This is a genomic window from Rathayibacter sp. VKM Ac-2754, assembly GCF_009807095.1.
GTDB lineage: Bacteria > Actinomycetota > Actinomycetes > Actinomycetales > Microbacteriaceae > Rathayibacter.
Map to the genome: position 1 here is coordinate 352,021 of NZ_WUCC01000004.1, position 24,545 is coordinate 376,565.

Genomic DNA, 24,545 nt, shown 5'->3' on the forward strand with positions numbered 1-24,545 from the left:
GTGTCGCACGTCACCGCGATCACCGAGCGCTTCTCGCGCGAGACCCGCCTGTTCGAGGTCCTCCGCGACCCCCGCGGGCACGAGATCGTCGAGCGCCACCTCCCGGGGCTCGCCCACTCCTCCATCCTGCACACGCTGCACAGCTACCCCGTCGGGCTCGTCGTCGACACCGAGGAGTCGCTCGACGCCGCTGGCCGCGAGGCGCTGCTGGGCGAGATCGCGGCGATCCCGACGGAGGAGGCTCCTCCGCTGCGCGAGCAGGAGCAGTTCGTCGCCCCCTCGGCGTCGTACGAGCCGGCGGAGGTGGACCTCGGCTCGGCCGCGGTCGTCGCGCCGTCGTCGGTGCCGGCCTACGAGCGGTTCGAGCTCGAGCTGCGCGGCCCGTCGCACGGCAACCCGTTCGTCGACGTCGCCCTGTCGGCGATCGTCGACGGGCCGGGCGGAGCCGTGCGCGTGCCGGGCTTCTACGACGGCGCCGGGGTGTTCCGCCTCCGCTGGATGCCCGAGGAGCCGGGGGAGCACGCCTGGACCACCTCGAGCACCGCGCGCTCGCTCGATGGGATCACCGGAGCCTTCACGGTGACGCCTCCCCTCGAGGGCCGGCACGGGCCGGTGCGGGTCGCCGACACGTTCCACTTCGCGCATGCGGACGGCACCCGGCACCGCCCGCTCGGCACCACCTCGTACGCGTGGACCCACCAGGGCGACGCGCTGGAGGAGCAGACCCTCGCGACGCTCGCCGACGCGCCCTTCACGAAGATCCGGATGGGCGTGTTCCCGAAGTCGTACCTCTTCAACGAGAACGAGCCGGTGCTCTACCCGTTCGAGGGGTCGCCCGAGGAGGGGTTCGACCACCGGCGCCCGTCGCCGGTCTTCTGGGCGCACCTCGAGCACCGCATCGAGCAGCTGGCCGAGCTGGGCATCGAGGCCGACCTGATCCTCTTCCACGCCTACGACCGCTGGGGCTTCTCGACGATGGACCCCGTCGCCGACGACCGCTACGTCCGCTACGCGGTCGCGCGCCTCGCCTCCTTCGCGAACGTCTGGTGGTCGCTCGCGAACGAGTACGACCTGCTCTTCGAGAAGACGGAGGAGGACTGGGAGCGCTTCGCCGCGATCGTGGCCGAGGACGACCCCTCGCGGCACCTGCTCTCGATCCACAACTGCCGCGACTTCTACGACTACTCCCGGCCGTGGATCACGCACGCGAGCATCCAGCGGCAGGACGTCTACAAGACCGCCGAGTCGACCACGGAGTGGCGGCGCTGGGGCAAGCCGGTCGTCGTCGACGAGTGCGCCTACGAGGGCGACATCGACCAGGGCTGGGGCAACATCACCGGCGAGGAGCTGGTGCGCCGCTTCTGGGAGGGCGCGCTGCGCGGCGGCTACGTCGGCCACGGCGAGACCTACGTGCACCCCGACGACGTGCTCTGGTGGTCGAAGGGCGGCGAGCTGCACGGCACGAGCCCCGCGCGCATCGCGTTCCTCGAGTCAGTGCTGGCGGCGGGGCCGGCGAACGGCCTCGAGCCGATCCCGCTCGACTGGGACGTCCCGCGCGCCGGCGTCGAGGGCGAGTACTACCTCTACTACTTCGGCTTCGACCGCCCGACCTACCGCCGCTTCCTCCTCGAGCCCGACGTGTCGTACACGGTCGACGTGCTCGACACCTGGGGCATGACCGTCGAGCGCCTGCCCGGCACCTACGCCGGCCGTTTCCGGATCGACCTGCCGGGCCGGGAGTACATCGCGGTCCGCCTGCAGCGCGCGCCCTGACCCGCGCCCTCCCGGCGCCGCGTCGTCGTCGAGGGCGGTCCGCGTCCCGGTTCTGAGCCGCCTCAGCGGGATCGGACCGCGAACGACTCTCCCGGGGCGACCACTCGGATGCGGGACGGGTTGACGATCCGCGACCAGAGGGTGGCGGGGTCGCCGTTGAAGGGCGCGAACTCGGGGGAGTCGACCGAGCCCCAGTGATGGAGGACCAGGTCGGCTCGCGGGTACGCGTTCGCCATCTCGACGGCACCGTCGAAGCCGAAGTGCCATTCGCTGTCGGAGAAGTCGAAGAGGAGGACGTCGGGCTCGGGCATCGTGAGGTGGTGGTCGCGGATCAGGCGGGAGTCGCCGGGCGCCCAGACGACTCCGTCGGGAGTCCGGATCCAGAAGCCGCAGCTGTCCTCGTCGTGGAACACCCGGCCCCGGTAGTCGGGCTGCGCGTTCTGCCAGGCGTGGTCGGCGGGCAGCACGGTGACGTCGACGTGGTCGCCGACGGAGAAGGCGTCCCCGATGTCGTGGCCGGTCCCGGGGATCCCCTCCTCCGCCATCACGGAGGCGACGTACCGGGTCGAGTGGAACGCGGTCGTCGCGGGCACCAGGTCACGGCAGCTCGGGATGCTGAAGTGGTCGTTGTCCGCATGAGTGACGAGGATCGCGTCGACACGCGGCACGTCGTCGACGCCGAGCGGGACGTCGATGAGCAACGGCATGTCGAAGCCGTGCAGCACGGGGTCGATCAGGATCACGGTTCCGCGAGTGTTCACGAGGAAGCCGGCCATCCCCAGCCAGCGCAGCGTGGTGGCGGCGCTCTCCGCGAAGGCGTCCTCGCCGATCGGGACACTGGGAGGGGCGACCGCCTGGCGGTGTGGTCGTGCATCGCTCATCGGGTGCTCCTGTTCGTCGAGTCCACCCCTCGGGTCTCCCCTTCCCGGGGGCGACCGCTGGGAACTCCTTCGCCGTTCCAGGACCGACCCTAGGCCCCGCTGCTCCGCCCCGGGGTGCTCTGCCCGAACACCTCTCGAGAGAGCATCCCGCGCGGGCTGCTCGAGGTCTTCGATAGGAGGAGCGACCGAGAGGAACACGAGATCGTGATGGAGACTCCGGCGGCCGGGCGCCGTCGACTGACGCTGCTGCTCTGCTCGTCGGGCTTCTTCCTGATCACGCTCGACATCCTGATCGTGAACGTCGCCCTGACCGCCATCGGCCGGGACCTCGGCGGCGACACGGTCGCGCTGCAGTGGACCATCGACAGCTACACGCTCGTGTTCGCTGCGCTGCTGCTGCTCGCCGGGAACCTGTCCGAGCGCCTCGGCGCGAAGCGCGCCTTCCGCTCCGGGATCGTCCTGTTCGCGGTGGCGTCGATCGCGTGCGCACTGGCTCCCTCGATCGAGCTGCTGATCACGGCGCGCGCGGTCCAGGGAGCGGGCGCCGCGGTGATGCTTCCGGCGTCGATGGCGCTGATCCGCGAGGCGTACGCCGACGATCGCGAACGGACGCGGGCGCTGGGCGTCTGGGCCGTCGGCGGGGCCGTCGCGACGGCCGTCGGCCCGGTGCTGGGCGGTGCTCTCACGACCGGAGACTGGCGGCTCGTCTTCGCGATCAACCTGCCGGTGTGCGTTCTCATGCTCGTCCTGCTCCGCGCCGTCGGTCGTTCTCCGGTCGCGACCTCCCCGTTCGACTGGGCCGGTCAGCTCGCCTCCCTCGTCGGGCTCACCGCGCTGGTCTTCGGTCTCATCGAGGGCGGCGCGGTCGGATTCACGTCACCGCTCGTCCTGACGAGTCTCTCGACCGCCGTCGCGGCGATCGTCCTGTTCCTCGTGATCCAGGCACGGGTCCAGCATCCGATGATGCCGCTCGATCTGTTCCGCTCGAGCGGCATGCGGATCTCGCTCGGTGTGGGCTTCGCCTTCATGGTGAGCAACTTCGGCACGGTCTTCGTCCTGAGCCTCTTCCTCCAGCAGCAGCTCGGCCTGCCACCGCTCCTCGCCGGTCTCGTGTTCCTGCCCGGCGCGGGCTTCAGCATCCTCGGCAACATCGCCAGCGGAGCGCTGGCCAACCGCTTCGGGACCCGCGTCCCGATCGTCTCCGGGCTGCTCCTCATGGCTCTCGGTCTCGTTCTCGCGGTCGTCACCGCTCCGCTCGCCTCGCCCGTGCTGGTCGGGGCGGCGGTCTGCCTCACCGGACTCGGCGGCGCCGTCACGATGCCGCCGGTGACCTCTGTCGTGCTGAGCAGCGTCCCGCCCGCCCGAGCCGGGACGGCCAGCGCCGTGTTCAACACGTTCCGTCAGGTCGGAGGCGCGGTGGCGATCGCCGTCTTCGGCGCCTTCATCGCCGACAGGGCTTCCTTCGTCCCGGGCCTGCAGCTCAGCCTCACCGTCGCGGCCGTCCTCATCGTCGGTGCTGCCGTGGCGAGCCTCTTCCTCCGCACCGGATCGGCTTCCGTACCGACCTGAACGGGCTCTGCCGCGTAGTCGGAGGTGCCCGCGTCAGTCCGTGTCGCGGGCGAGCACGGCGAGCGACGGCGCGCGCCCCGACTCGATATGGGCGGCGGCGACCGCCTCGGCCAGGCGCGGGTTGCCGGAGCGGATGGCGTCGACCGGCCCGTGGTGCGCGTCGGACTGCTGTCCCTGGTCTCTCGCGGAGGTGAGGTACGCGAGCCAGGTCATCCGGCCCGAGATGCCGCGCATCAGCGTGCCGAGCAGTTCGCTGGCACCGATCTCGACGATCGACTCGTGCAGGAGGGTGGAGGTCTCGGAGGCGGCGAGCCAGTCGGCGTCGTCGAGGGCGCGCTGCTCCGCGTCGAGGGCGTCCAGCATCGGCTGGAGCGAGGCTCCCCTCGCGACCGCCTCCGCGGCGAGCCGGGCGGCCAGGGTCTCCAGGCTGAGCCGCGCGTCGTACAGCTCCAGCCGCGCGAGTGCTCCCGGCGACGCGACAGGGGCGGGCGACCCCCTGAGGGTCGCCCGCCCCTGCGGACTGGTGGTCAGACGATCATCGTGTCCGCGTAACCGTCACGTCCTCGGTCAGCGAGATCTCGCGACCATCGACGGTCGCTGTCAGGGTGACCGCGATCGTCCCTGTCGGGACCGAGGTGCCGGGGAGGGTGATGGTCCTCGTCACGGTCGCTCCCGCCTTGAGCGCGGGCAGCTTCACCGTGCCGTAGGGAGTCGCGAGGGCCACACCGGCCGCGACGTCCTCGTTGTTCGTCGCCGTGACGGTCACCTTCGTCGTCCGGCCCGACACCGTCGAGACGGCGGAGAGGTCGATGTCCAGGGTGCTGGTCCGCTCGTACGAGAGTCCGTGGCCGAACTCGAACAGCGCTCCGTCATCGGTCTCGTCGTATCCGGCGAGGTCGCTGTACTGGTGCTCGACCGCCGCGCGGGTCCCGGCCAGGGCGAACGGCATCCGTCCCTGCGGGTCGAACCCGCCCGAGAGCACGTCCATCAGCGCCGTCGGGCTGCTGCCGAAGCCGGCCACGATGGCACCGGCGTCGCGCAGTCCGCTGGCCTCGTCGAGGACGAACGGCTGACGGAAGTACACGTTGAGGATCACCTTGTCGGGATCGCCGACCTCGGCCATGGCCTGCTGCACCACGTCGAGCGACGGGGTCACCTGCCACGACTCCGACTCCGACATCCCCGTGAAGTCGAGGATGCTCGACTCCCACGGCAGCGAGCCGCCGAAGCGCAGACCGTTGTCGCTGCAGGTCGCCGCGGGGTCGATCACGCAGGCATCGGTCGCGCCGTAGCGGCTCTCGCCGTCGAGTCCGTCGAAGCCCTCGGCGACGATCGGGTTGATCGGCGCTGTCTCGGCTGCCACGCGGCTGTCGTACTCACCGGTGTTCACGTTGTTCGCCCGCATCGAGACGATGACGTGGTCGCTGCCCTCCGCGCTCGGGCGGTTGCCGTTCTCGTCGAGGACGTTGCCGTCGACGACCTCGTAGCCGTACTCGGCCACGACGGCCGGGTCGAGGTCGCCCAGGACGTAGACCTTCGCGCCCGCCGTCAGGGGCAGCGCGGCGGTGCCGGCCGATGTCGTCTCGTTCTGGAGCAGGACGAGTGACTTGCGCTGGAGGTCGAGAGCGGTCTCCCCGTTCTCGACCGAGCCGACGATCGCGTCGGCGGCCGCCGCATCGACGTACGGGTCCTCGAAGAGCCCCATCTGGAACAGCGGGGTCAGCAGGCGGTCGGCGGCGAGCGAGACGCGCTCCTCGGTGACCAGGCCCTGCTCCACGAGATCGGTGATGGTCTTCGTGTCGCTGAATCCCGACAGCGTGTCGGTACCGCCGTTGATCGCGGTGGCGACCCGCTCCGGGACTGTCGCGTCTTCGAGACCCCAGGCGCGGTCGTTGATGATCCCGGTGTCGGAGTTCACGTATCCGTCGAAGCCGAGGTCGTCGCGCAGCAGGCCGTTCACGATCTGGTCCGAGAAGGCCATGCCGAGCGGGTTGTACTGGACTCCCTGGTACTCGACGTCGATCGGGACGCCGTAGTAGGGCATGATCGACGACACTCCGGCGTCGATCGCGGCCTCGAACGGCTTGATGTGCTCGCCGAACGCGCCGCCCGGGTAGACCTGGGTCTTGCCGAACGAGTAGTGCGGGTCGAAGCCGAGCTCCTGCGGTCCGCCGCCCGGGAAGTGCTTGAGCGTGAGCGCGACGTCGGTGTCCTCCGAGAGCGAGACGCCCTCGCCGTCGACCGGCCCCTGCAGCTCGCGCACGAGGGTGCCCATGATCTCGGAGTTGAGGTCGGCGTTCTCGGTGAACGTCTCGTGGGTGCGGTACCAGCGCGGCTCCGTCGAGAGATCGGCCATGTAGCCGTACATCCCGCGGAGGCCGATCGCCGACCACTCATCGCCCATGACTCCGGTGAAGTCCTCGATGACGCCCATGTCGCCCAGCGACGCCGTGCCGGTGACCCGCGCCTCGCCGAGCGCCGCCGCAGCGAGTCCCGCCTCCTTGGGGAAGGCCGTCATCGCTCCGGCCGCCTCGTTGATCCCGAAGCGGACATCGGGATCGATGTGGTTGCGGGCGTTGGACTTGAACAGCGACGGGATCCCGAGGCGGCTCGACTCGGACAGCTCCTGCACTGAGTTCGTGAACGTCGCGGCCTCGCTCGCGGTCGGCGAGGTGCACGATGCCGAGGCGGCATCGGCGACGACGCTCCTGAAGACGAAGCGGCGCATGTTCTGGTCGTTCAGGAGCGCCACCCCCGAGGCAGGCACGATCCCGCGCTCGCCCGTGGTCTCGTCGCAGGAGGCGTTCATGGTGTTGATCAGCATGAGCCCCGCCTTCTCGGCGAGGGTCATCCGGCCGACGAGGTCGCCGACGCGCTCCTCGACGGAGAGGCGCCAGTCCTCGTAGGGCTCCACGGCTCCGGTGGCGTTGAGATCGCGGAACTGCAGTCCGTCGAGGGTGACGGTGTCCTTGACCCTCGACTCGATGGTCGGCTGACTGGCTGCGGCTGCGGCGGGGAGGGCCTGGGCCGTGACGGCCCCTCCCGTCAGCGCCAGCGCGGCGATGGTCGACACTGCGAGCGCCGAGCGCCTCGAGCGTCTGGTCCGGGTGGATGGCATCGATCGATCTCCTTTGATCCTCTGGCTGAACGCCCGGCTCGCGGGCACCGCCCCCAGGGGCAGTGGCCCTACTGTGTCGCCGCCCCCAGCGGCCGAGAAGCGATTGCCAGCAGTTGTCGCCGTCGCGGAGGGTCAGACCCGACCGGAGAGATCGAGCGCCACGCGATCGAACCCCGCCGCGCCGACCGCCCGGAGCACCTCGCCCCGCAGCGGGCTGTTCGCGATCAGGCTGAGGTCGCGCGCGGGCGCGGCGATGATCGCGAGATCACCGTGGTGGAGGACTCTGACCTCCGCGAGTCCCAGACGTCGCAGCTCGTACTCGGCCACATCGACCTGGGTCGCCTGCTCGGGAGTGAGGCCGCTCACGGCGGCGGAGCTCTCCGCCGTCTCGCCGGCGGTCTCGTTCTTCGACAGGTCGGTCATCCGGTCATGGTGCCGTATTCCGGCGACACCGCCACCGGTTGCTGCCTGTTGCCAGAACAACACCGATCCGGCGGCATCCCTTGGCAACTGCGCGCAGGGCTCGCCTACTATCGGGCCATGGCGAAGACGTCGAGCGGGCCGCCGGACGAGCCGGAGGTCCCCGCGGAGCCGACCGCCAGGCGTCTGACGATCTACGACGTGGCGGCCGCGGCCGGAGTCGCCCCCTCGACGGTGTCGCGCACCTTCTCGCGGCCGGGCCGGGTCAGCGCCGAGTCGGCCGCGCACATCCGCCGGGTGGCGGCCGAGCTGGGCTACCGCACTGATCCGCTCACCCGCCCGGCGCCCGCCGTCGAGTCCTCGCTGATCGCGATCGTCGTCGCGGACGTGACGAACCCCTACTTCTTCGACCTGCTCCGCGGCGCGGAGGAGCAGGCCTCCGAGGCCGACTACACGCTCCTCGTCGCCGACGTCCAGGAGTCGGCGCAGGCCGAGAAGCGGGTGCTCGACCGCACCCTGCCGATGGTCGCCGGCATCGTCCTGGCCACCTCGCGGCTGTCGGACTCGGCGATCAGGATGGCCGCGAGACAGCGGCCGACGGTACTGCTGAACCGCTCGATGAGCGACGTGACGAGCGTCACCTCCGACAACGCGGGCGGGATGGCCCGAGCCGTTGATCACCTGGCGCAGCTCGGCCACACCTCGATCACGTACGCCGGCGGGCCGGAGGCCTCCTGGGCGAACGGCATCCGGTGGCACGCTCTGCGCGGGGCGACCCAGGAGCGGGGTCTGAGGACGCGCAGGATCGGACCGTTCGAGCCGACCCAGGCCGGCGGCCTCGCCGCCGCCAACGAGCTGGCCTCGTCGCAGGCGACCTCCGTCATCGCGTACAACGACCTGATGGCCATCGGACTGCTCAGGGGTCTGCAGAGCCTCGGCGCCCGGATCCCCGAGGACGTGTCGGTGCTCGGGTTCGACAACATCTTCGGCTCCGACTTCTGCACGCCGCCCCTGACGACCGTGGCCGCACCGCTGCGGCAGCTCGGTGCCGTCGCGATCGACACCCTCCTCGCCGATCTGCGCGGCGCTGCGCCGCGGCGCCCCAGCGACGCCAGCGGCGGTCTCAAGACGGCCCTGCTCCCCACCCAGCTGATCGTCCGCGAGTCGACCGGTACCGTCCGCCCGACGCGGCGGTGGGCGAGCATGCGCCGAGCCGGTGGCCGCTGAACGCACGGCAACTGACGGCAACTCGTTGCCGCCCCGCCCAGCGCTTGGGTGAATGGACTCCATCGCGCCGACGCTGCGCAGAGCACCCGCACCAGCTCTGCCCGGGATCCCCTCGTCGCCGACACCCCCTGCATCACCCTGCGCACTGCATTCGAAGGAGAATCACATGCGGAAGAGCACTCGGCTCCTCACCACCGTCTCGATCGCCGCCGTCGCCTCGCTCGGACTGGCGGCCTGTTCGGGCGCCGGCGAAGAGGAGTCCTCCGGCGGAGGCGGCGGCGAGAGCAGGACGCTGCGCCTCGCCCTCAACCAGACCGAGGAGCACCCCTCGTACATCGCCCTCGAGGCGATGGGCGAGCGGCTCGACGAGGCGACCGACGGCCGCTGGTCGATCCAGGTCTACCCCAATGAGACCTTGGGCGCGCAGGCCGAGACCCTGCAGCTGGTGGGCGACGGCTCGGTCGACATGGCAATCGTCTCCGGTCCGCAGCTCGAGAACCTCTCGTCGGACTTCCTCGTCTACGACCTCCCGACCGTGTTCGACTCGATCGAGCACCAGATGACCGTCGTGAACGACTCTCCCGATCTCACCGACGAGCTCTACACCTCACTCGAGGAGAGCAACAACCTCACAGTGGTCGGCGGCTTCACGCAGGGCGCGCGCAGCGTCTACACGAAGGACGGACCGGCGGAGGAGCCGGCCGACCTCTCGGGCCTCAAGATCCGCGTCCAGGAGAGCCCGCTCTTCATCTCGCTGATCGAGGCGCTCGACGCCTCGCCCACTCCCCTCGCGTTCGGCGAGGTCTACACGGGCCTGCAGTCCGGCGTCATCGACGGCGCCGAGAACAACGAGGTCTCGTACTTCACCCAGAAGCACTACGAGGTGGCGCCGTACTTCTCGTACACCCGTCACCTGATCGGCCTCGACTACCTCATCGGCAACACCGGCGTGCTCGACGAGATGTCCGAGGAGGACCGCGCGGCCTTCACCGAGGCGTGGGGTGAGACCTGGCAGCAGCACACCGAGCTCTGGAACGAGGCGACCGAGTCGGCGATCACCGACGCCACGGCCGCGGGAGCCACCTTCACCGAGGTCGACAGCGAGGCGTTCGCCGACGCCATCTCACCCCTGCTGGACGAGTTCATCACCGACGAGCGCCAGGAGCAGCTCTTCGACGAGGCCCGCGCCGCCGCCGAGTGAGTGGAGGAGGCGACCGCCGCCCGCGGTCGCCTCCCACTCCCGTCCGACCGCCCCGTCGCGGCACGAACCCTTCGAGAAGGACGACGACATGTCCGAAACACCCCCGTCCGGCGGCGCCCCCGAGGGCGGCGCCGTCCCGCCACCGCGAGCCGTCCTGGTCCTCGACCGCGTGCGCCGCGGACTCGATCGAGTCCTCGGGATCGTCTGCATCGTCCTCTTCGTCGCCCTCGTGGCGATCGTGAGCTGGCAGGTCTTCACCCGACAGGTACTGCAGAACTCGGCGCCGTGGACGCAGGAGGCCGCGCTCTACACCTTCGTCGTCCTGGCGCTGATCGGCGCGGCGCTCGTCTTCTCGGAGCGCGGCCACATCGCGGTCGAGATCCTCGTCGACAAGTTCTCCCGGCCTGCGCAGCGACTCGTCGCCGTCCTCGTCCAGCTGATCATCGTCTTCTTCGCCCTGTTCGTCTTCGTGCTGGGCGGCTCGCGGATCGCCGAGAACGCCTGGGGCCAGGCGGTCTCCACCCTCCCCATCACCGTCGGCCAGGTCTATCTGGCCCTCCCCGTCGCCGGAGTCCTCATCACCGTCTACTCGCTCATCCACCTCGCCCGCATCCTCACCGGGGCAGAGGATCCGACTCCCGCGCTCGACGACACCACCGAGGCGGTCTGATCGCCGTGGACACCGCGACCGTCATCGCCACCGTCGTCCTCCTCGGCGGCATCACCCTCGGCATCACCTTCGGGCTGCCCGTGGCAGTCGCCATGGGTCTGCCCTCGGCCCTCGCGATCGTCGTCCTGCTCGGTTGGGAGGGCGCGGCCCTCACCTCCGCCCAGCGCGTCTTCGCGGGCACCAACTCGTTCGCGCTGCTGTCGATCCCGTTCTTCATCCTGGCCGGCGGCCTGATGAACACCGGAGGCATCGCCACGCGCCTCATCGATCTGGCCCTCGTGATCGCGGGTCGGCTTCCCGCCCCGCTCGCCCAGACGACGGTCGTCGCGAACGCGATGTTCGGAGCCGTCTCCGGCGCCTCCGTCGCCTCCGCCGCGGCGGTGGGGACGGTGCTCTCTCCGCGGATGCGCAAGGACGGCTACGACCCAGCGTTCTCGGCGGCGGTCAACGCCGCCGCCTCTCCCGCCGGCATGCTCATCCCGCCGAGCAACACCTTCATCGTCTACGCGCTGGTCTCGAGCACCTCGATCGCCGCGCTGTTCCTCGCCGGCGTCGGCCCGGGCCTGCTGTGGGTGGCCATCTGCGCCGTGGTGGTCGCCCTCCACGCCCGCAAGAACAAGGGACTCCCCGTCGCCGCGCGCCCCACTGCGCGCCAGGGCTTCGTCATCCTCCTCCGCGCGATCCCCGCACTGCTGATGATCGTCATCGTGATCGGAGGCATCCTGAGCGGCTTCTTCACGGCCACGGAGTCAGCGGTCATCGCGGTGATCTACTCGTTCCTCCTCGGCCTCGCGCAGCGCACCCTTCCGCTGAAGTCCCTCCCCAAGGTCGTGCTCGACGCGTCGAAGACGACGGCGATCGTCATGCTCCTGATCGGGGTGTCCAGCATCCTCGCGTGGGTCCTCTCGTACGCGCGGATCCCGCAGCTCATCACGGAGGGACTGCTCGGCGTGACCGACAACGTCACCGTGATCCTGATCCTGATCATGGTGGTGCTCCTGCTCGCGGGAACCGTCATGGACCCGACTCCGGCGATCCTGATCTTCACGCCGATCTTCCTGCCGGTCGTCACGGCGCTCGGAGTCAGCCCGATCCACTTCGGCGCGATGATGGTCTTCAACATGTGCCTCGGCAACATCTCGCCGCCGATCGGCAACAACCTCTTCGTCGCGGCGCGGGTCGCCGGCGTCCGCATCGAGCCGGTGATCAGCCGCCTGTGGCCGTTCTTCTGGGCGCTCTGCGTGGGCCTGTTCATCGTGACCTTCGTCCCGCAGCTCTCGCTGTGGCTGCCTACCGCCTTCGGCCTCATCGCGCCGTGACCCCGCGCTCGGCGCTCCCCACGCCCTACGGGTGCTCGGGAGCGCCCCGCACCCCTGTTCCCCGAGCCCGTCGGGCTCGATCCAGCAAGAGACGCCCCGAAGGGCGGAAGTGAGGAAGCCATGATCATCGACAAGGCCGAAGTGATCGTCACGAGCCCCGACCGGAACTTCGTGACCCTGAAGCTGACCACCGACGACGGGCTGACCGGCCTCGGCGACGCGACCCTGAACGGCAGGGAGATGGCGGTCGTCGCCTACCTGCGCGAGCACGTCGCTCAGCTCCTGATCGGGCGCGACGCCTCCCGCATCGAGGACACCTGGCAGTTCCTCTACCGCAGCGCCTACTGGCGGCGCGGACCGGTCACCATGGCCGCCATCGCGGCCGTCGACATGGCGCTCTGGGACATCAAGGGCAAGGCCGCCGGCATGCCCGTGTACCAGCTGCTCGGCGGAGCGTCGCGGTCTGGCCTGCTGGCCTACGGGCACGCCTCCGGCAAATCGACCGACGAACTCTTCGACTCGGTGCGCGAGCACCAGGAGGCGGGCTACCGCGCGATCCGCATCCAGACCGGGGTGCCGGGCCTGAAGTCCATCTACGGGATCGCCTCGAACGCGACCTTCGAAGCCAACAGCGGCGTCCGCTACGACCACGAGCCGGCGCAGCGCGGCGCACTGCCGAACGAGGAGGACTGGGACACCCGCAGCTACCTCCGCCACGTCCCGACCGTCTTCGAGGCCGTCCGCAACGAGTTCGGCCCCGAGCTTCCGCTCCTGCACGACGCCCACCACCGGATGACGCCGATCCAGGCCGCGCAGCTGGGCAAGTCCCTCGAGCCCTACGACCTCTTCTGGCTCGAGGACTGCACACCGGCCGAGAACCAGGAGGCGCTGCGGCTGGTGCGCCAGCACACGACGACGCCGCTCGCGATCGGTGAGATCTTCAACTCGGTCTGGGACTACCAGCAGATCATCCGCGAGCAGCTCATCGACTACGTGCGCAGCGCTGTCACCCACACCGGAGGCATCACGCACCTGAAGAAGGTGCTCGACTACGCGTCCCAGTACCAGATCAAGTCGGGCATGCACGGGCCGACCGACATCTCCCCGGTCGGAATGGCCGCGGCGATGCATCTCGGGCTCGCGATCCACAACTTCGGCATCCAGGAGTACATGAAGCACGGCGAGAAGACCGACTCGGTGTTCCAGCAGTCGTTCACCTGGAGCAACGGGATGCTGCACCCCGGCGACCAGCCGGGGCTCGGCGTCGAGCTCGACGTGGACGAGGCGGGGAGGTACCCGTACGAGCAGGCCTACCTGCCCTACAACCGTCTCGCAGACGGGACCGTCCACGACTGGTGACCGATCGTCCTCGTCCGCATCCGACAGACCGGAGCATCCCATGCCGACCAGCATCGAACCGCTGACCCTCGATCCCGACCGCCTCTTCCCGAGCGACCCCGCGACCCGGGGGGTCGCCCGCGATCTCTACGCGGCCGTCGCCGACCTCCCGATCGTCTCGCCGCACGGGCACGTCGCTCCGTCGCTCCTGCTCGAGGACGAGTCGTTCCGGGACCCGGCCGACCTCCTCATCCGCTACGACCACTACGTCACCCGCCTGCTCCACGCCGACGGCGTCGACCTGGCCGATCTCGGTGTCGGAGGGGCCGCCGCGGAGCCGCGGGAGATCTGGCGCCGCTTCGCGAGCCGCTGGCACCTGTTCGAGGGGACGGCGTCGGGGTACTGGCTGATGCACGAACTGTCGGAGCTGTTCGCGATCGCGGTGAACCCCTCGGCAGCGACCGCCGACGCGATCTACGACGCCATCGCGGAGCGCCTCGCCGAGCCGGAGTTCCGCCCTCGGGCGTTGTTCGAGCGGTTCCGGATCGACGTCCTGGCGACCACGGACGATCCGCTCGACGATCTCGCGGGGCATGCCGCGCTCGCGGCCGATCCGGGCGTCACGGGTCGCGTCCTGCCGACGTTCCGCCCCGACGCCTACCTGGATCCCGCCGCGGCGGCCTTCGGTGACAGCGTGCGCCGGCTCGCCGACCACCACGGGACGGCGCCCGACGACTTCTCGGGGTACCTCGACGCCCTGGAGGCGCGGCGGGCACACTTCATCGCGCACGGCGCGGTCTCGGCCGACCACGGAGTCGCGGACTGCCACACCGCCGATCTGTCTGACGACGAGGCGGCCTCGCTCTTCCGGCTCGCAGTGGCCGGCCGCCTCGATGCTGCCGGCGCGCGGGAGTTCCGCGGCGCGATGCTGCTGCGCATGGCGGGGATGAGCGCTCGCGACGGTCTCGTGATGACCGTGCACGCGGGCGTCGTCCGCAACCACTCCAGTGAGACGCTCCGCGCCTCCGGGCCGGACTCGGGGCACGACATCCCGGCGACCACGACCTTCACGCACGACCTGCGCCCGCTGCTCGAGCGGTACGGACTCGACAGGAATCTGCACCTCGTCCTGTTCACCGTCGATGAGACCGCCTACTCGCGCGAGATCGCGCCGCTCGCCGGCTTCTATCCGAGCGTCTTCATCGGGGCGCCGTGGTGGTTCCTCGATGCTCCCGATGCCGTGCTCAGATTCCGCTCCGCGGTGACCGAGACGGCCGGCTTCTCCCGTGGATCGGGGTTCATCGACGACACCCGCGCGTTCCTCTCGATCCCGGCCCGCCACGACATGTCCCGCCGTCTCGACGCCGTGTTCCTCGCCCGGCTGGTCATCGAGGGCCGGCTGACCCGGCACCAGGCCGAGAGGCGGGTCGTCGACCTCGTCGACGCGCAGCCGAGGAAGGTGTTCAAGCTGTGAGCGGTCACGACTCCGGCGCTCCGGCGCGGACCCGGCGGCCGCCGGTCAGGATCGCCCACCTCGGTCTCGGCGCGTTCCACCGCGCGCACCAGGCCTGGTACACCGCCGCGGCGGAGGATCCCGGCTGGGGCATAGCCGCCTTCACGGGCCGGAGCCCGCAGGCGGCGCAGGAGCTCGCCGCGCAGGACGGCCTGTACTCCCTCGTCGTGCGCTCGGCGGAGCGCGATGACGTGGTCGTCGTCGACAGCATCGTCCGCGCGGAGGAGGGCTCGCGGGTCGATCGGCTCGCCGGGATCCTGTCGTCGCCCGACACGGCGCTCGTGACCCTGACGGTCACCGAGGCCGGCTACGCGCTCGACGCGCAGGGCCGGCCCGATGAGTCGGTCGACGCCATGCGCGAGGACATCGCCCGGCTGCCCGACGCGCTGCGAGCGGGCGGCACGGACGCCGGCCGGACCCCTCTGGGGCGCCTTCTCCTCGGCATCGAAGCCCGTCGCCGCGCCGACGCGGGCCCCCTCGCCGTGGTGCCCTGCGACAACCTGCCCGACAACGGCCCCTTCGTGCGGACGGGGCTGCGCGCCCTCGCCGAGCGCGTGTCGCCTCGGACGCTCGCCTATCTCGACGAGTCCGTCTCGTTCGTGTCGACGTCGGTCGACCGGATCACCCCGAGGACCACCTCCGAGGACGCCGCGACCGTGGCGCGGCTCGCCGGCTGGCACGACCGCGCGCCCGTCGTCACCGAGCCGTTCCACGACTGGGTGCTCTCCGGGGCCTTCCCCGCGGGCCGCCCTGCCTGGGAGCGCGTCGGAGCACGCTTCGTCGACGACATCGAGCCGTTCGAGCGCCGGAAGCTGTGGCTGCTCAACGGAGCCCACTCCCTCCTCGCCTACGTCGGATCGCTCCGCGGGCACAGCACCGTGGCCGAGGCGGTCGGCGATCCGGTGACCCGCGACCTCGTGGAGCAGCTCTGGGACGAGGCGTCGCGCCACCTGCCGACGAGGGGGCTCGACCTGCCCGCCTACCGGGCCGCGCTCCTCGACCGGTTCGACAACGGCCGCATCAGGCACTCGCTCGATCAGATCGGACAGGACGCAGTCGCGAAGCTGCGCGTGCGCATCGCTCCTGTGCTGCTCGCCGAGCGGGACGCGGGCAGAGATGCGCCGAGCGCGGTCACGGTGCTCGGTGCGTGGGTCGCCGCCGCGCGGTCCGGGAGCCTTCCCGCCGACCGCGCGGGCGCATCGATCTCCCGCGCCGCCGCCGAGACCGGCGACCGTGCTGTGCGCGCACTTCTCCTGCTGATCGACCCGGCGCTCGCGGAGGACTCCTCCATTGTCGCTGCCGTCAGCGCGGCGTCCTACCGACTCGGTCGGCGGTAGCCGTGCGACCCGACAGCGCCCCAGCTTCGCCGATCCCTCGACACCGCCCAGGAGGTCCCACCGCGATGGTCCGGACAGCGCCCGCATCAGCACAGCCCGCGAGTCCCGCCCCCGCCGTCGTCGTGATGGGTGTGGCGGGCTGCGGCAAGACGACCACGGGAGTCGGTCTCGCCGACGCTCTCGGTGGCGTCTTCATCGACGCCGACGACCTGCACCCCGAGCCCAACAAGGCCAAGATGGCGTCGGGGCGGGCTCTCACCGATGAGGACCGCTGGCCGTGGCTGCACGCGGTCGGCGCGGTCTTCCACACCGCGCCCGACGCCGGCACCGTCGTCGCCTGCTCGGCGCTGCGCCGCGTCTACCGCGATCTCCTGCGCACCAGCGCGGGGAGGCCCCTCTTCTTCGTGCACCTGACCGGCGCGAGGGAGCTCCACGCCGCCCGCATCCGCGCCCGCACCGGGCACTTCATGCCGCCCGCACTGCTCGCCTCGCAGCTCGCGACACTGGAGCCCCTCGAACCGGGCGAGGACGGCGTCACCGTCGACATCGCCGGCAGCCCCGACGCGATCGTCGAGGCGGCCCTCCTGGCTCTGACGTCGATGCGACGGTGAGCCCAGCGATCTTTATCGAGGACTCGAATCAATTCGACTAGGCTCGGAGGCATGACTGAGAACACACGCGAGCTCCGGGTCGGCGTCGTCGGCCTCGGCTTCGCCGGCACCACTCACCTCGACGCCTTCCAGGCCCTCCCCGGTGCGCGCGTCGTCGCGCTCGCCGGCCAGGAGGAGGCCCGCCTCCGCGAGCTCGGCGCGACCCGCGACGTCCCCGACCTCTACGCCGACTGGGAGGACCTCGTCGCCCGCGACGACCTCGACGTCGTCTCGATCGGCGTGCCCAACCACCTCCACCACCCCATCGCCGTCGCCGCGCTCGCGAGCGGCAAGCACGTCTTCTGCGAGAAGCCGCTCGCCACGACCGCCGAGCTGGCCGCCGAGATGGTGGAGGCGGCGCGCGCGAACGACCGCGTCCTCGAGATCGCCTACAACCACCGCCGCCGCGCCGACGTCGCCTACCTCCGCCGCTACCTCGACGACGCCCCGCTCGGCGACATCTACCACGCCCGCGCCAGCTGGCAGCGGCGCACCGGCATCCCCGGCATCGGCTCCTGGTTCACCAGCAAGGAGCTCGCCGGCGGCGGTCCGCTGATCGACCTCGGCTCGCACGTGCTCGACATCGCGCTGCACCTGCTCGGCGAGCCGAGGGTGACGAGCGTCTCGGCCGTCGCCTACGGCGAGATCGGCCGCTCGGGCCGCGGCGGGCGCCCGCACGGAGTCGCCGCGTCCGGCACGCACGCCTTCGAGGTCGAGGACTTCTCGAGCGCGCTGCTGCGACTCGACACCGGCCGCAGCCTCCAGCTCGACGCCTCCTGGGCCAGCTACTCCAAGGTCTACGAGGACATCGAGGTCGAGCTGCTCGGCTCGGCCGGCGGTGCGCGCCTGCACGTCGCCGACTACGCGACGGAGGGGACCCTCAGCCTCTACTCCGAGGTCGCCGGTGCCCCCACCACCTCGTACCCCGACGTGAAGGTGCCCGCCGGGCACCACCGCTCGGTCATCGCCGAGTTCCTCGAGGCGATCGCCTCGGGGGCCGACGCACCCGCCGGCGGCCCCCGCTACTCCGGTCACTACGGCGAGTACGCGCTGCACCGCAGCCGGGTCGTCGACGCGATCTACCGCTCGGCCGCCGAGAAGAAGGAGGTGGAGGTCGCATGAGCGAGCCCCTCGAGATCCTGGTCTGGAACGAGTTCCGCCACGAGACGCGCGGCGACGAGACGGTGATGCGGCACTACCCGGAGGGGATCCACCGCGTGATCGCCGACGGCCTCGTCGAGTCGCTCGGCGACGACGTCGCGGTGCGCACCGCGACGCTCCCCGAGCCCGAGCACGGCCTGAGCGAGGAGGCGCTCGCGCGCACCGACGTCCTGCTCTGGTGGGGCCACATCGCCCACGGCGAGGTGTCGGACGAGGTGGTGCAGCGCGTTCTGCGGCACGTGCAGGAGGGGATGGGCATCCTGATCCTGCACTCCGCGCACTACTCCAAGATCTTCCGGGCGCTGATGGGCACGACGTGCTCGCTGAAGTGGCGGAACGACCACGACCGCGAGCTGGTCTGGACGATCGCGCCGACGCATCCGATCGCCGAGGGCGTGCCCAGCCCGATCGTGATCCCCGAGCAGGAGATGTACGGCGAGTACTTCGACATCCCGGTGCCGGAGGAGACGGTGTTCCTCTCGACGTTCACCGGCGGCGAGGTGTTCCGCTCCGGAGTCACGTACACGCGGGGCCTGGGCAAGGTGTTCTACTTCTCGCCCGGCGACCAGGACTACCCGGTCTACCACCACCCCGACATCAAGCGGGTGCTGGCGAACGCCGTGCGCTGGGCGCGCCCGAAGCACCCGCGCACGCCGCTGACGGCCGACCACCACCCCCGCGGCTGGTTCGAGTCCTGACCCGCGATTCCTCGAAAGTTGCGGTAGTCGAGCGCGACTACCGCAACTTCTGACTACCGCAACTTCTGAGGAGTCAGGCGCGGCGGCGCTGCAGGGCCGACAGCACGACGAAGCCGACGGCGCCCACCACGAGCGCCGTCAGCGCCGTCCGGAGCGAGACCGCCGGGATCAGCAGCGCCGTCGTGAGGACCTGCCACCCGTAGTCGAGCATCTCGAGCGGGTACGGCCCGAGGGCACGCGAGCTCGACGCGGCCGACACAGCGGTCACCAGCGTCGGCCCGACCCACAGCAGCACCAGGCTCACGACCCAGGCGAGCCCGCGGACGACCGAGGTGAGCCCGCACCACGCGAGAGCGAGCCCGGCGAGGATCCCGGGCAGCCACTGCACCGCGTTCAGCACGGCGAGTCCGGCGACGCTCCCCGCGGCGAGCGGGCCGAGGAGGGTCGACAGCCAGCTCCCCGCGGCGATCGCGGCGATCGAGATCCCGATCGCCGCGCCCGGCGCCGGCGCCCGCGCGAGGAGCAGCAGCACCAGCACGCCGACGACGATCGACGCGACGACGCCCGCGACGAGTGCGGCGAGGTAGACGGAGGAGGGGGTCCCCTCCGCGAGGCCGCCCGCCAGGGTGACCGCCGACTGCACCAGGGCGACGACCTGCACGACGAGCACCCCGAGCACCGCGCCGAGCGTGCCGCGCCCGCGGATCCGCACCGCGAGACCCGCCAGCGCCGAGCCGATCAGGAGCACGGCGGCGATCAGCACGATCGAGTACTGGCTGAACGGCAGGAGCGCGAGCGGCATCGACTCCGGCGCCACCTCGACCCGCCAGAGGTTCTGCACCGGCAGCCGCATCCCCGTCAGGAGCCAGGGGAGCAGCCCGAGTACCGCCGCGACGACCCCCACCGCGACGCCCACCAGTCGAGACCTCATGCCCCCATCCTCCCTGCTCGGTCGACCGTAGAGTTCGGGGACGGCGATCACGAGAGGAGGGGCGCCATGGCCCTCGACGAGAACACCCGCGACCTCGAGAGCGGCATCGTCACCGACCTGCGCGAGAAGATGAGCTACGGCTCGTACCTGTCGCTCGAGACGCTGCTCTCGGCGCAGAACCCGGTGAGCAGCCCCGAGCACCACGACGAGATGCTGTTCATCATCCAGCACCAGACCTCGGAGCTCTGGCTCAAGCTGCTGCTGCACGAGCTGCGCGCCGCGTGCCGGCTGATGGCCGCCGACGACCTCTCCGGGGCGCTGAAGAAGATCGCGCGCGTCAAGCACATCCAGCGGACGATGACCGATCAGTGGTCGGTCCTCGCCACGCTCACGCCGACCGAGTACGCGCAGTTCCGCGACTTCCTGGCGAACTCCTCGGGCTTCCAGTCGCACCAGTACCGGGCGGTCGAGTTCCTGCTCGGCAACAAGAACGCGAAGATGCTCGAGGTCTTCCGCGGCGACGACGCGGCACGGGCCGAGCTGCAGGAGCTGCTCGAGGCGCCGAGCCTGTACGACGAGTTCCTGCGCCTGCTCGCCCGGGCCGGCCACGACGTGCCGGTCGAGCTCCTCGAGCGCGACGTGACCCTCGCGCACGTGTTCACACCGTCGCTGGTGCCCGTCTTCACGCGGATCTACGAGAACGACGGCGAGTTCTGGGGCGCCTACGAGGCCTGCGAGGAGCTGGTCGACGTCGAGGACAACTTCCAGACCTGGCGCTTCCGCCACCTCCGCACCGTGCAGCGCACCATCGGCTTCAAGCCGGGCACCGGCGGGTCGAGCGGAGTCGGGTTCCTGCAGAAGGCGCTCGAGCTCACCTTCTTCCCCGAGCTCTTCGCGGTGCGCACCGAGATCGGGCGACGACCGGAGGACGCGTGACCGACGTCCTCGACCTGCCCGCGCGCGAGCCCGACGAGGTGCTCCGCTACGGCCCTGCGCCCGAGCAGATCGCCGACGTGTACCGCGGGGGAGGCGCCCCCGTCGCGCTCGTGCACGGCGGGTTCTGGCGCAACCGCTACGACCGGAGGCACGCGCGCCCGCTCGCCGCGGCGCTCGCCGACCGCGGGTTCGACGTGCTCCTCCCCGAGTACCGCCGCATCGGCGACCCGGGAGGCGGCCGGCCGGGCACCTTCGACGACGTCCGCTCGGTCGTCGCCGCGATCCCCCGCCTCGGTGCGGCGCGGGCGACACTCGTCGGCCACTCCGCGGGCGGGCACCTCGCCGTGTGGTCGCAGGCCGTGGATCCGTCGCCGCACGTGTCGTCGGTCGTGGCGCTCGCCGGCGTGCTCGATCTGCAGGCCGCGGCCGACGCCCGCCTCAGCGACGACGCGGTCACCGCGCTGCTCGGCCCCTCCGACGAGCACCGGGCCCGGGCGGATCCCCTCCGCCTCCCCGCGCCGCCGATGCCGGTGTCGGTCGTCCACGGCGACCGCGACGCCGAGGTACCGGTGGCGTACAGCCGCCGCTACGCGCGCCGGCACGCCTCCGCGACGCTGCACGAGCTCCCCGGAGTCGGCCACTTCGAGCTGATCGACCCGCGCGAGCCGGCCTTCGAGGTGCTGCTGGGGCTGCTGGCCGACTGACCCGCCTCCACGAGGACCCCGTCGAGCTCGAGTCGCGCATGAGCTCGAGGGGTCCCGGGGAGGTGCCGCTCAGCAGGACGTCAGTCGGGCGACGGAGTCGGAGAGCGTACCCGGACCGCCGAGGAGGACGACCTTCGAGGCCCCGAGGGCGGTGATGTCGTCGAGGACGGCCCGGGGGACGCAGTTCGGGCGGACGGCGAAGAGCGGACTGCCCGTGTAGCCCGCCGCGGTGGCGCCGGCGAGGGCGTCGGGGAAGTTCTCACCGGTCGCGAAGTAGACCGTCGCAGCAGCGGTGAAGGCGGCCTTGTTCAGCTTCTCGGACGTGTCGTAGCGGTCGCTTCCGCCGATGCGGGTGGAGGGGACGGGGAGGGAGTTCTTGATCCCCTCGCTGACCGAGAGGGCGCTTCCCGCGATCGTGAGCGAGGCGGCGCCGAGGTCGGTGACCAGCTGGCGCGTCTGCGCGGTGGTCGTGGAGAGACCGCCGTTGACGAGGATCACCGGGGCGTCGACCGCTCCTGCCGCGGCACTGGCGCTGAGGGCGTCGGGGAACTTCTCGCCCGTCGCGACCCAGGCCGTGCTCGCGCCGGAGGGGAACGCGTAGTCGACGATCCTGTTCGCGGTGTCGTAGCGGTCGACGCCCCCGATGCGGGCGACGTCGCCGGAGGGCACGTAGTTCCGCAGGTCGGCGAGGAGCGCGTCGCTGACGCTGGCCGAGGACCCGACGACGACGATCCTGCCGGGGGTGAGCCGGGTGAGCTCGGTGCGGACCGCGGGGCTCATCGAGTCGCGGTCGACGAGGAGCAGCGGCCCGCCCTGAGTGGCGGCGGCGGGAGCGGCAGCCAGTGCGTCGGGGAACTTGGAGCCGGTCGCGACATAGGTGACGGGGACTCCGGGCGCGAACGTCGCCTTCGAGATCTCGACGGCGGTGCCCTGCCGGTCGGAGCCCGCGAGGCGAGTGACGTCGACGTCGGGCGCGGGGGTGTCGGTGCGGGTGACGGTGAGCTTGTACTCCTGCGCTCGGGTGACGCTGCTGCGTGGCGTGACCTCGACGTACACATTGCCGGCGGGCGCGATCACCTGGACCGAGCGCAGTGCAGCGCCGTCGCAGTCCGCTCCGCCGAGAGGTGTCCGGGTGATCCTGTTCCCGGCGTTGTCGATGGTCGACACCTCGTAGAGACTGCCCGTTCCCAGGTCGCACGAGAATCGGAAGTCGACGCTGAGCTTCGACGCCTGCGGCATCGTCAGCCGGAAGACGTCGCAATCCGAGTAGGCGCAGTTCCCGTCGAAGAGGGAACCGGCGATGGTTCTTCCTAGGGCGATGGAGTCGGCAGTCGCCGTCGAGTCGTTCCGCTCTGTCTCCACGACTCCCGGGGTGACCGTCGCCGTGAAGGAGTACTGCTCGTTAGACCAGAGCGAGGACCCTGAGGCGCTGATGGACACGTAGAAGACTCCGGAGTCGACGTACATAGCGAGCGCGCGGAGTCTGCTCCCGTCGTAGTCCGCCGAGGAGAGGGTCTGGTCGTAGATCGCGCTCCCCGCCGCGTCGAGTACGCGGATATAGAGCCGCCCGTCGGTGCCGAGGTCGTCCGCGAAGCGGAGATCGAGCTGGAGGCGTCCGGCGCTTCCCGCGGTCGTCTTGTAGGTGTCGCAGGCGAAGTAGGCGCAGTTCACATCCTCGGTGAACGATCCGGAGACTGTTGTACCGAGCGGAAGGACCTGAGCGGTGGAGGTCGTGGTGTTCGGCTCCGCCTCCAGGACCGTGTCGGCCTGCGCCGCCGGCGCGACGAGCAGTGTCGCAGTCACCGCCACGGCCGCGAGGAGCGCCTGGATCGGCCGGAGGAACGCCTGTCGTGCTGTGCGGTGCAGGGACGACATGGGTCGCCTTTCTCAGCGGGGAGCGGAATCGACCAGTCACGTCGCCATGACGGGGGAGGCGGACGGTGAATACTCGGTGCCCGCGCCCGATCAGAGTAGGGGTGCGCTCGCCCCGATTCCCAGAGGGGAACTACCTAAGAGACATTGAGTGCACTGGCGCCCCTTCCGCAGCCGCACGACGCGCTTCGGGATCAGGCTGGGCGTCGACTCAGATCGCCGGCGGGTACAGGAAGAGCGGGACCTGCGCCGTCGGGAACGTGCGCGTCACGTAGCTGTGCTTGCCGCCGTAGTTGTACTCCTCGAGGAGCACGGTGCCGTCGTCGTTGACCTTCTGCACGTACGAGACGTGGTTGTAGGTCCACCAGGCGACGCAGCCCACGATCGGGGTGCTGCTGGTCGCCCAGCCCTTGGCGGCCCAGTTGTCGGGCCACTCCCAGGCGCTGCCGCCGAGCGGGGTGATGTTGCCCCAGGTGTACTTCCACGGCGCGGAGGCGGCGCCGGCGTCGCGGTTCAGGCGCCAGGCCACGAAGTCGACGCACTCGCGGTAGTAGTAGCCGAGAGGCGAGAGTCCGCCGCCGTCGTCGTCGATGGTCTCGTAGGGCCACGGGTAGTCGTCGCCGACCGCGCGGGTCTGCACGGTCGTGAAGGCGCCTCCGTCGGAGCTCGACAGCACGGCCGCCTGGCGGCTGGCCTCGTCGAGCTGCGCCTGGGTCGGCGCGGCGAAGGCGTCGCGGACGGCGGTCTGGCCGGCCGCCTCCGACGAGACGGTGAGGTTCTGCAGGTCGGCGCGGGCGGTTCCGGCGCCGGCGGCGGCACCGGTCGTGCTCCTCGCTCCGTAGGCGGGGATCGCGGCGGTCGCGAAGAGCCCGCCGACGACCGAGAAGGTGGCGAAGGTGAGGGCGCGGCGGCTCAGGCCGTTCGAGCGCGGGTCGGCGGGCGGCGCGGTCCGCTGCAGGGGAGCGGCGGCCGGACGGGGCGCGGGGAGCTCAGCGGCTCGGGCTTCCGCGACTCGGGCCTCCGCGGCGCGCGCCTCGCGGCGGGTGAGCGGCGCGGCGGCGGGGGAGGACGTGTCGTGACACTCCGCTGGGACGGGAATGTCAGGGTGCGACACGCGTGTGCTCTCCTCGGATCGGGGCCAGGGGGGTGCGGGCGTTGGCCCGGCGAGGAGCGAGTCTAGCTCGCAGCCCGAACATCACGAAACGGTCACGGAGGAATCGGTCGGAC

21 protein-coding genes are annotated in these 24,545 nt (G+C 71.0%); 14 read left to right on the forward strand and 7 right to left on the reverse strand.

Annotation, left to right across the window (positions count from 1 at the left end; all coding sequences use genetic code 11):
* Complete coding sequence (locus GRS92_RS09220) at positions 1-1,773, forward strand: DUF5605 domain-containing protein (RefSeq protein ID WP_235021901.1); 1,773 nt, start codon at positions 1-3, stop codon at positions 1,771-1,773.
* A 62-nt stretch (positions 1,774-1,835) separates the two neighbouring features.
* Here GRS92_RS09220 and GRS92_RS09225 read toward each other — a convergent pair whose 3' ends face one another.
* Positions 1,836-2,654 carry an MBL fold metallo-hydrolase gene (locus GRS92_RS09225; protein ID WP_159855480.1) on the reverse strand — a complete coding sequence of 273 codons (819 nt, stop codon included), beginning with the start codon at positions 2,652-2,654 and terminating at the stop codon, positions 1,836-1,838.
* Between the two features lie 207 nt (positions 2,655-2,861).
* On the opposite strand from GRS92_RS09225, the gene GRS92_RS09230 reads away from it, so the two are divergent.
* Positions 2,862-4,223, forward strand: a complete 1,362-nt coding sequence (locus GRS92_RS09230; RefSeq protein ID WP_159855613.1) for a DHA2 family efflux MFS transporter permease subunit — start codon at positions 2,862-2,864, stop codon at positions 4,221-4,223.
* Between the two features lie 33 nt (positions 4,224-4,256).
* Here the strand turns inward: GRS92_RS09230 and GRS92_RS09235 are convergent, their stop codons facing one another.
* From GRS92_RS09235 to GRS92_RS09245, 3 genes are all read right to left on the reverse strand, one after another.
* Entirely contained in the window at positions 4,257-4,754 is a 498-nt protein-coding gene (locus GRS92_RS09235) for an FCD domain-containing protein (RefSeq protein ID WP_159855615.1), read from the reverse strand.
* Between the two features lie 4 nt (positions 4,755-4,758).
* Entirely contained in the window at positions 4,759-7,341 is a 2,583-nt protein-coding gene (locus tag GRS92_RS09240) for a glycoside hydrolase family 3 N-terminal domain-containing protein (protein WP_159855482.1), read from the reverse strand.
* A gap of 132 nt (positions 7,342-7,473) precedes the next feature.
* Positions 7,474-7,764, reverse strand: coding sequence for a hypothetical protein (locus GRS92_RS09245; protein WP_159855484.1), 291 nt, complete (start codon positions 7,762-7,764; stop codon positions 7,474-7,476).
* Between the two features lie 117 nt (positions 7,765-7,881).
* Between GRS92_RS09245 and GRS92_RS09250 the strand changes: the two genes are divergently transcribed.
* From GRS92_RS09250 to GRS92_RS09295, 10 genes are all read left to right on the forward strand, one after another.
* Positions 7,882-8,988 (forward strand): LacI family DNA-binding transcriptional regulator, encoded by a 1,107-nt coding sequence (locus tag GRS92_RS09250; RefSeq protein ID WP_159855486.1) that lies wholly within the window; start codon positions 7,882-7,884, stop codon positions 8,986-8,988.
* A 166-nt stretch (positions 8,989-9,154) separates the two neighbouring features.
* Complete coding sequence (locus GRS92_RS09255) at positions 9,155-10,189, forward strand: TRAP transporter substrate-binding protein (protein WP_159855488.1); 1,035 nt, start codon at positions 9,155-9,157, stop codon at positions 10,187-10,189.
* A gap of 88 nt (positions 10,190-10,277) precedes the next feature.
* Positions 10,278-10,859, forward strand: coding sequence for a TRAP transporter small permease (locus tag GRS92_RS09260; RefSeq protein ID WP_159855490.1), 582 nt, complete (start codon positions 10,278-10,280; stop codon positions 10,857-10,859).
* Positions 10,860-10,864: 5 nt separating this feature from the next.
* Positions 10,865-12,178, forward strand: a complete 1,314-nt coding sequence (locus tag GRS92_RS09265) for a TRAP transporter large permease (protein WP_159855491.1) — start codon at positions 10,865-10,867, stop codon at positions 12,176-12,178.
* Positions 12,179-12,298: 120 nt separating this feature from the next.
* A complete protein-coding gene (manD, locus tag GRS92_RS09270; RefSeq protein ID WP_159855492.1) occupies positions 12,299-13,537 on the forward strand; it encodes a D-mannonate dehydratase ManD in 1,239 nt (412 codons plus the stop codon).
* Positions 13,538-13,577: 40 nt separating this feature from the next.
* Complete coding sequence (uxaC, locus tag GRS92_RS09275; RefSeq protein ID WP_204162371.1) at positions 13,578-14,990, forward strand: glucuronate isomerase; 1,413 nt, start codon at positions 13,578-13,580, stop codon at positions 14,988-14,990.
* On the forward strand, positions 14,987-16,366 hold the full coding sequence (locus GRS92_RS09280; RefSeq protein ID WP_159855493.1) for a mannitol dehydrogenase family protein: 1,380 nt from the start codon (positions 14,987-14,989) through the stop codon (positions 16,364-16,366). Before uxaC ends, GRS92_RS09280 begins: the two co-directional genes overlap by 4 nt.
* 65 nt (positions 16,367-16,431) lie before the next feature.
* The gene (locus GRS92_RS09285; protein ID WP_159855494.1) at positions 16,432-16,977 is read left to right on the forward strand and encodes a gluconokinase; all 546 of its coding nucleotides are present in this window, start codon (positions 16,432-16,434) and stop codon (positions 16,975-16,977) included.
* 51 nt (positions 16,978-17,028) lie between these two features.
* Positions 17,029-18,138: a Gfo/Idh/MocA family protein gene (locus GRS92_RS09290; protein ID WP_159855495.1), complete on the forward strand. Its 1,110-nt coding sequence runs from the start codon at positions 17,029-17,031 to the stop codon at positions 18,136-18,138.
* Positions 18,135-18,875, forward strand: a complete 741-nt coding sequence (locus tag GRS92_RS09295) for a ThuA domain-containing protein (RefSeq protein WP_159855496.1) — start codon at positions 18,135-18,137, stop codon at positions 18,873-18,875. Before GRS92_RS09290 ends, GRS92_RS09295 begins: the two co-directional genes overlap by 4 nt.
* A gap of 73 nt (positions 18,876-18,948) precedes the next feature.
* Here the strand turns inward: GRS92_RS09295 and GRS92_RS09300 are convergent, their stop codons facing one another.
* Positions 18,949-19,806, reverse strand: coding sequence for a hypothetical protein (locus GRS92_RS09300; RefSeq protein ID WP_159855497.1), 858 nt, complete (start codon positions 19,804-19,806; stop codon positions 18,949-18,951).
* A 66-nt stretch (positions 19,807-19,872) separates the two neighbouring features.
* Here GRS92_RS09300 and GRS92_RS09305 point away from each other — a divergent pair, with 66 nt between their 5' ends.
* Positions 19,873-20,742: a tryptophan 2,3-dioxygenase gene (locus tag GRS92_RS09305; protein ID WP_159855498.1), complete on the forward strand. Its 870-nt coding sequence runs from the start codon at positions 19,873-19,875 to the stop codon at positions 20,740-20,742.
* Positions 20,739-21,446 (forward strand): alpha/beta fold hydrolase, encoded by a 708-nt coding sequence (locus tag GRS92_RS09310; RefSeq protein WP_159855499.1) that lies wholly within the window; start codon positions 20,739-20,741, stop codon positions 21,444-21,446. The genes GRS92_RS09305 and GRS92_RS09310 overlap by 4 nt, the downstream gene beginning before the upstream one ends.
* A gap of 69 nt (positions 21,447-21,515) precedes the next feature.
* On the opposite strand, the gene GRS92_RS09315 is transcribed toward GRS92_RS09310, so the two are convergent.
* Both GRS92_RS09315 and GRS92_RS09320 read right to left on the reverse strand, forming a co-directional pair.
* Positions 21,516-23,321, reverse strand: coding sequence for a cell wall-binding repeat-containing protein (locus GRS92_RS09315; protein WP_159855500.1), 1,806 nt, complete (start codon positions 23,319-23,321; stop codon positions 21,516-21,518).
* A gap of 208 nt (positions 23,322-23,529) precedes the next feature.
* On the reverse strand, positions 23,530-24,432 hold the full coding sequence (locus GRS92_RS09320; RefSeq protein ID WP_159855502.1) for a CHAP domain-containing protein: 903 nt from the start codon (positions 24,430-24,432) through the stop codon (positions 23,530-23,532).
* Positions 24,433-24,545 lie beyond the last annotated feature (113 nt).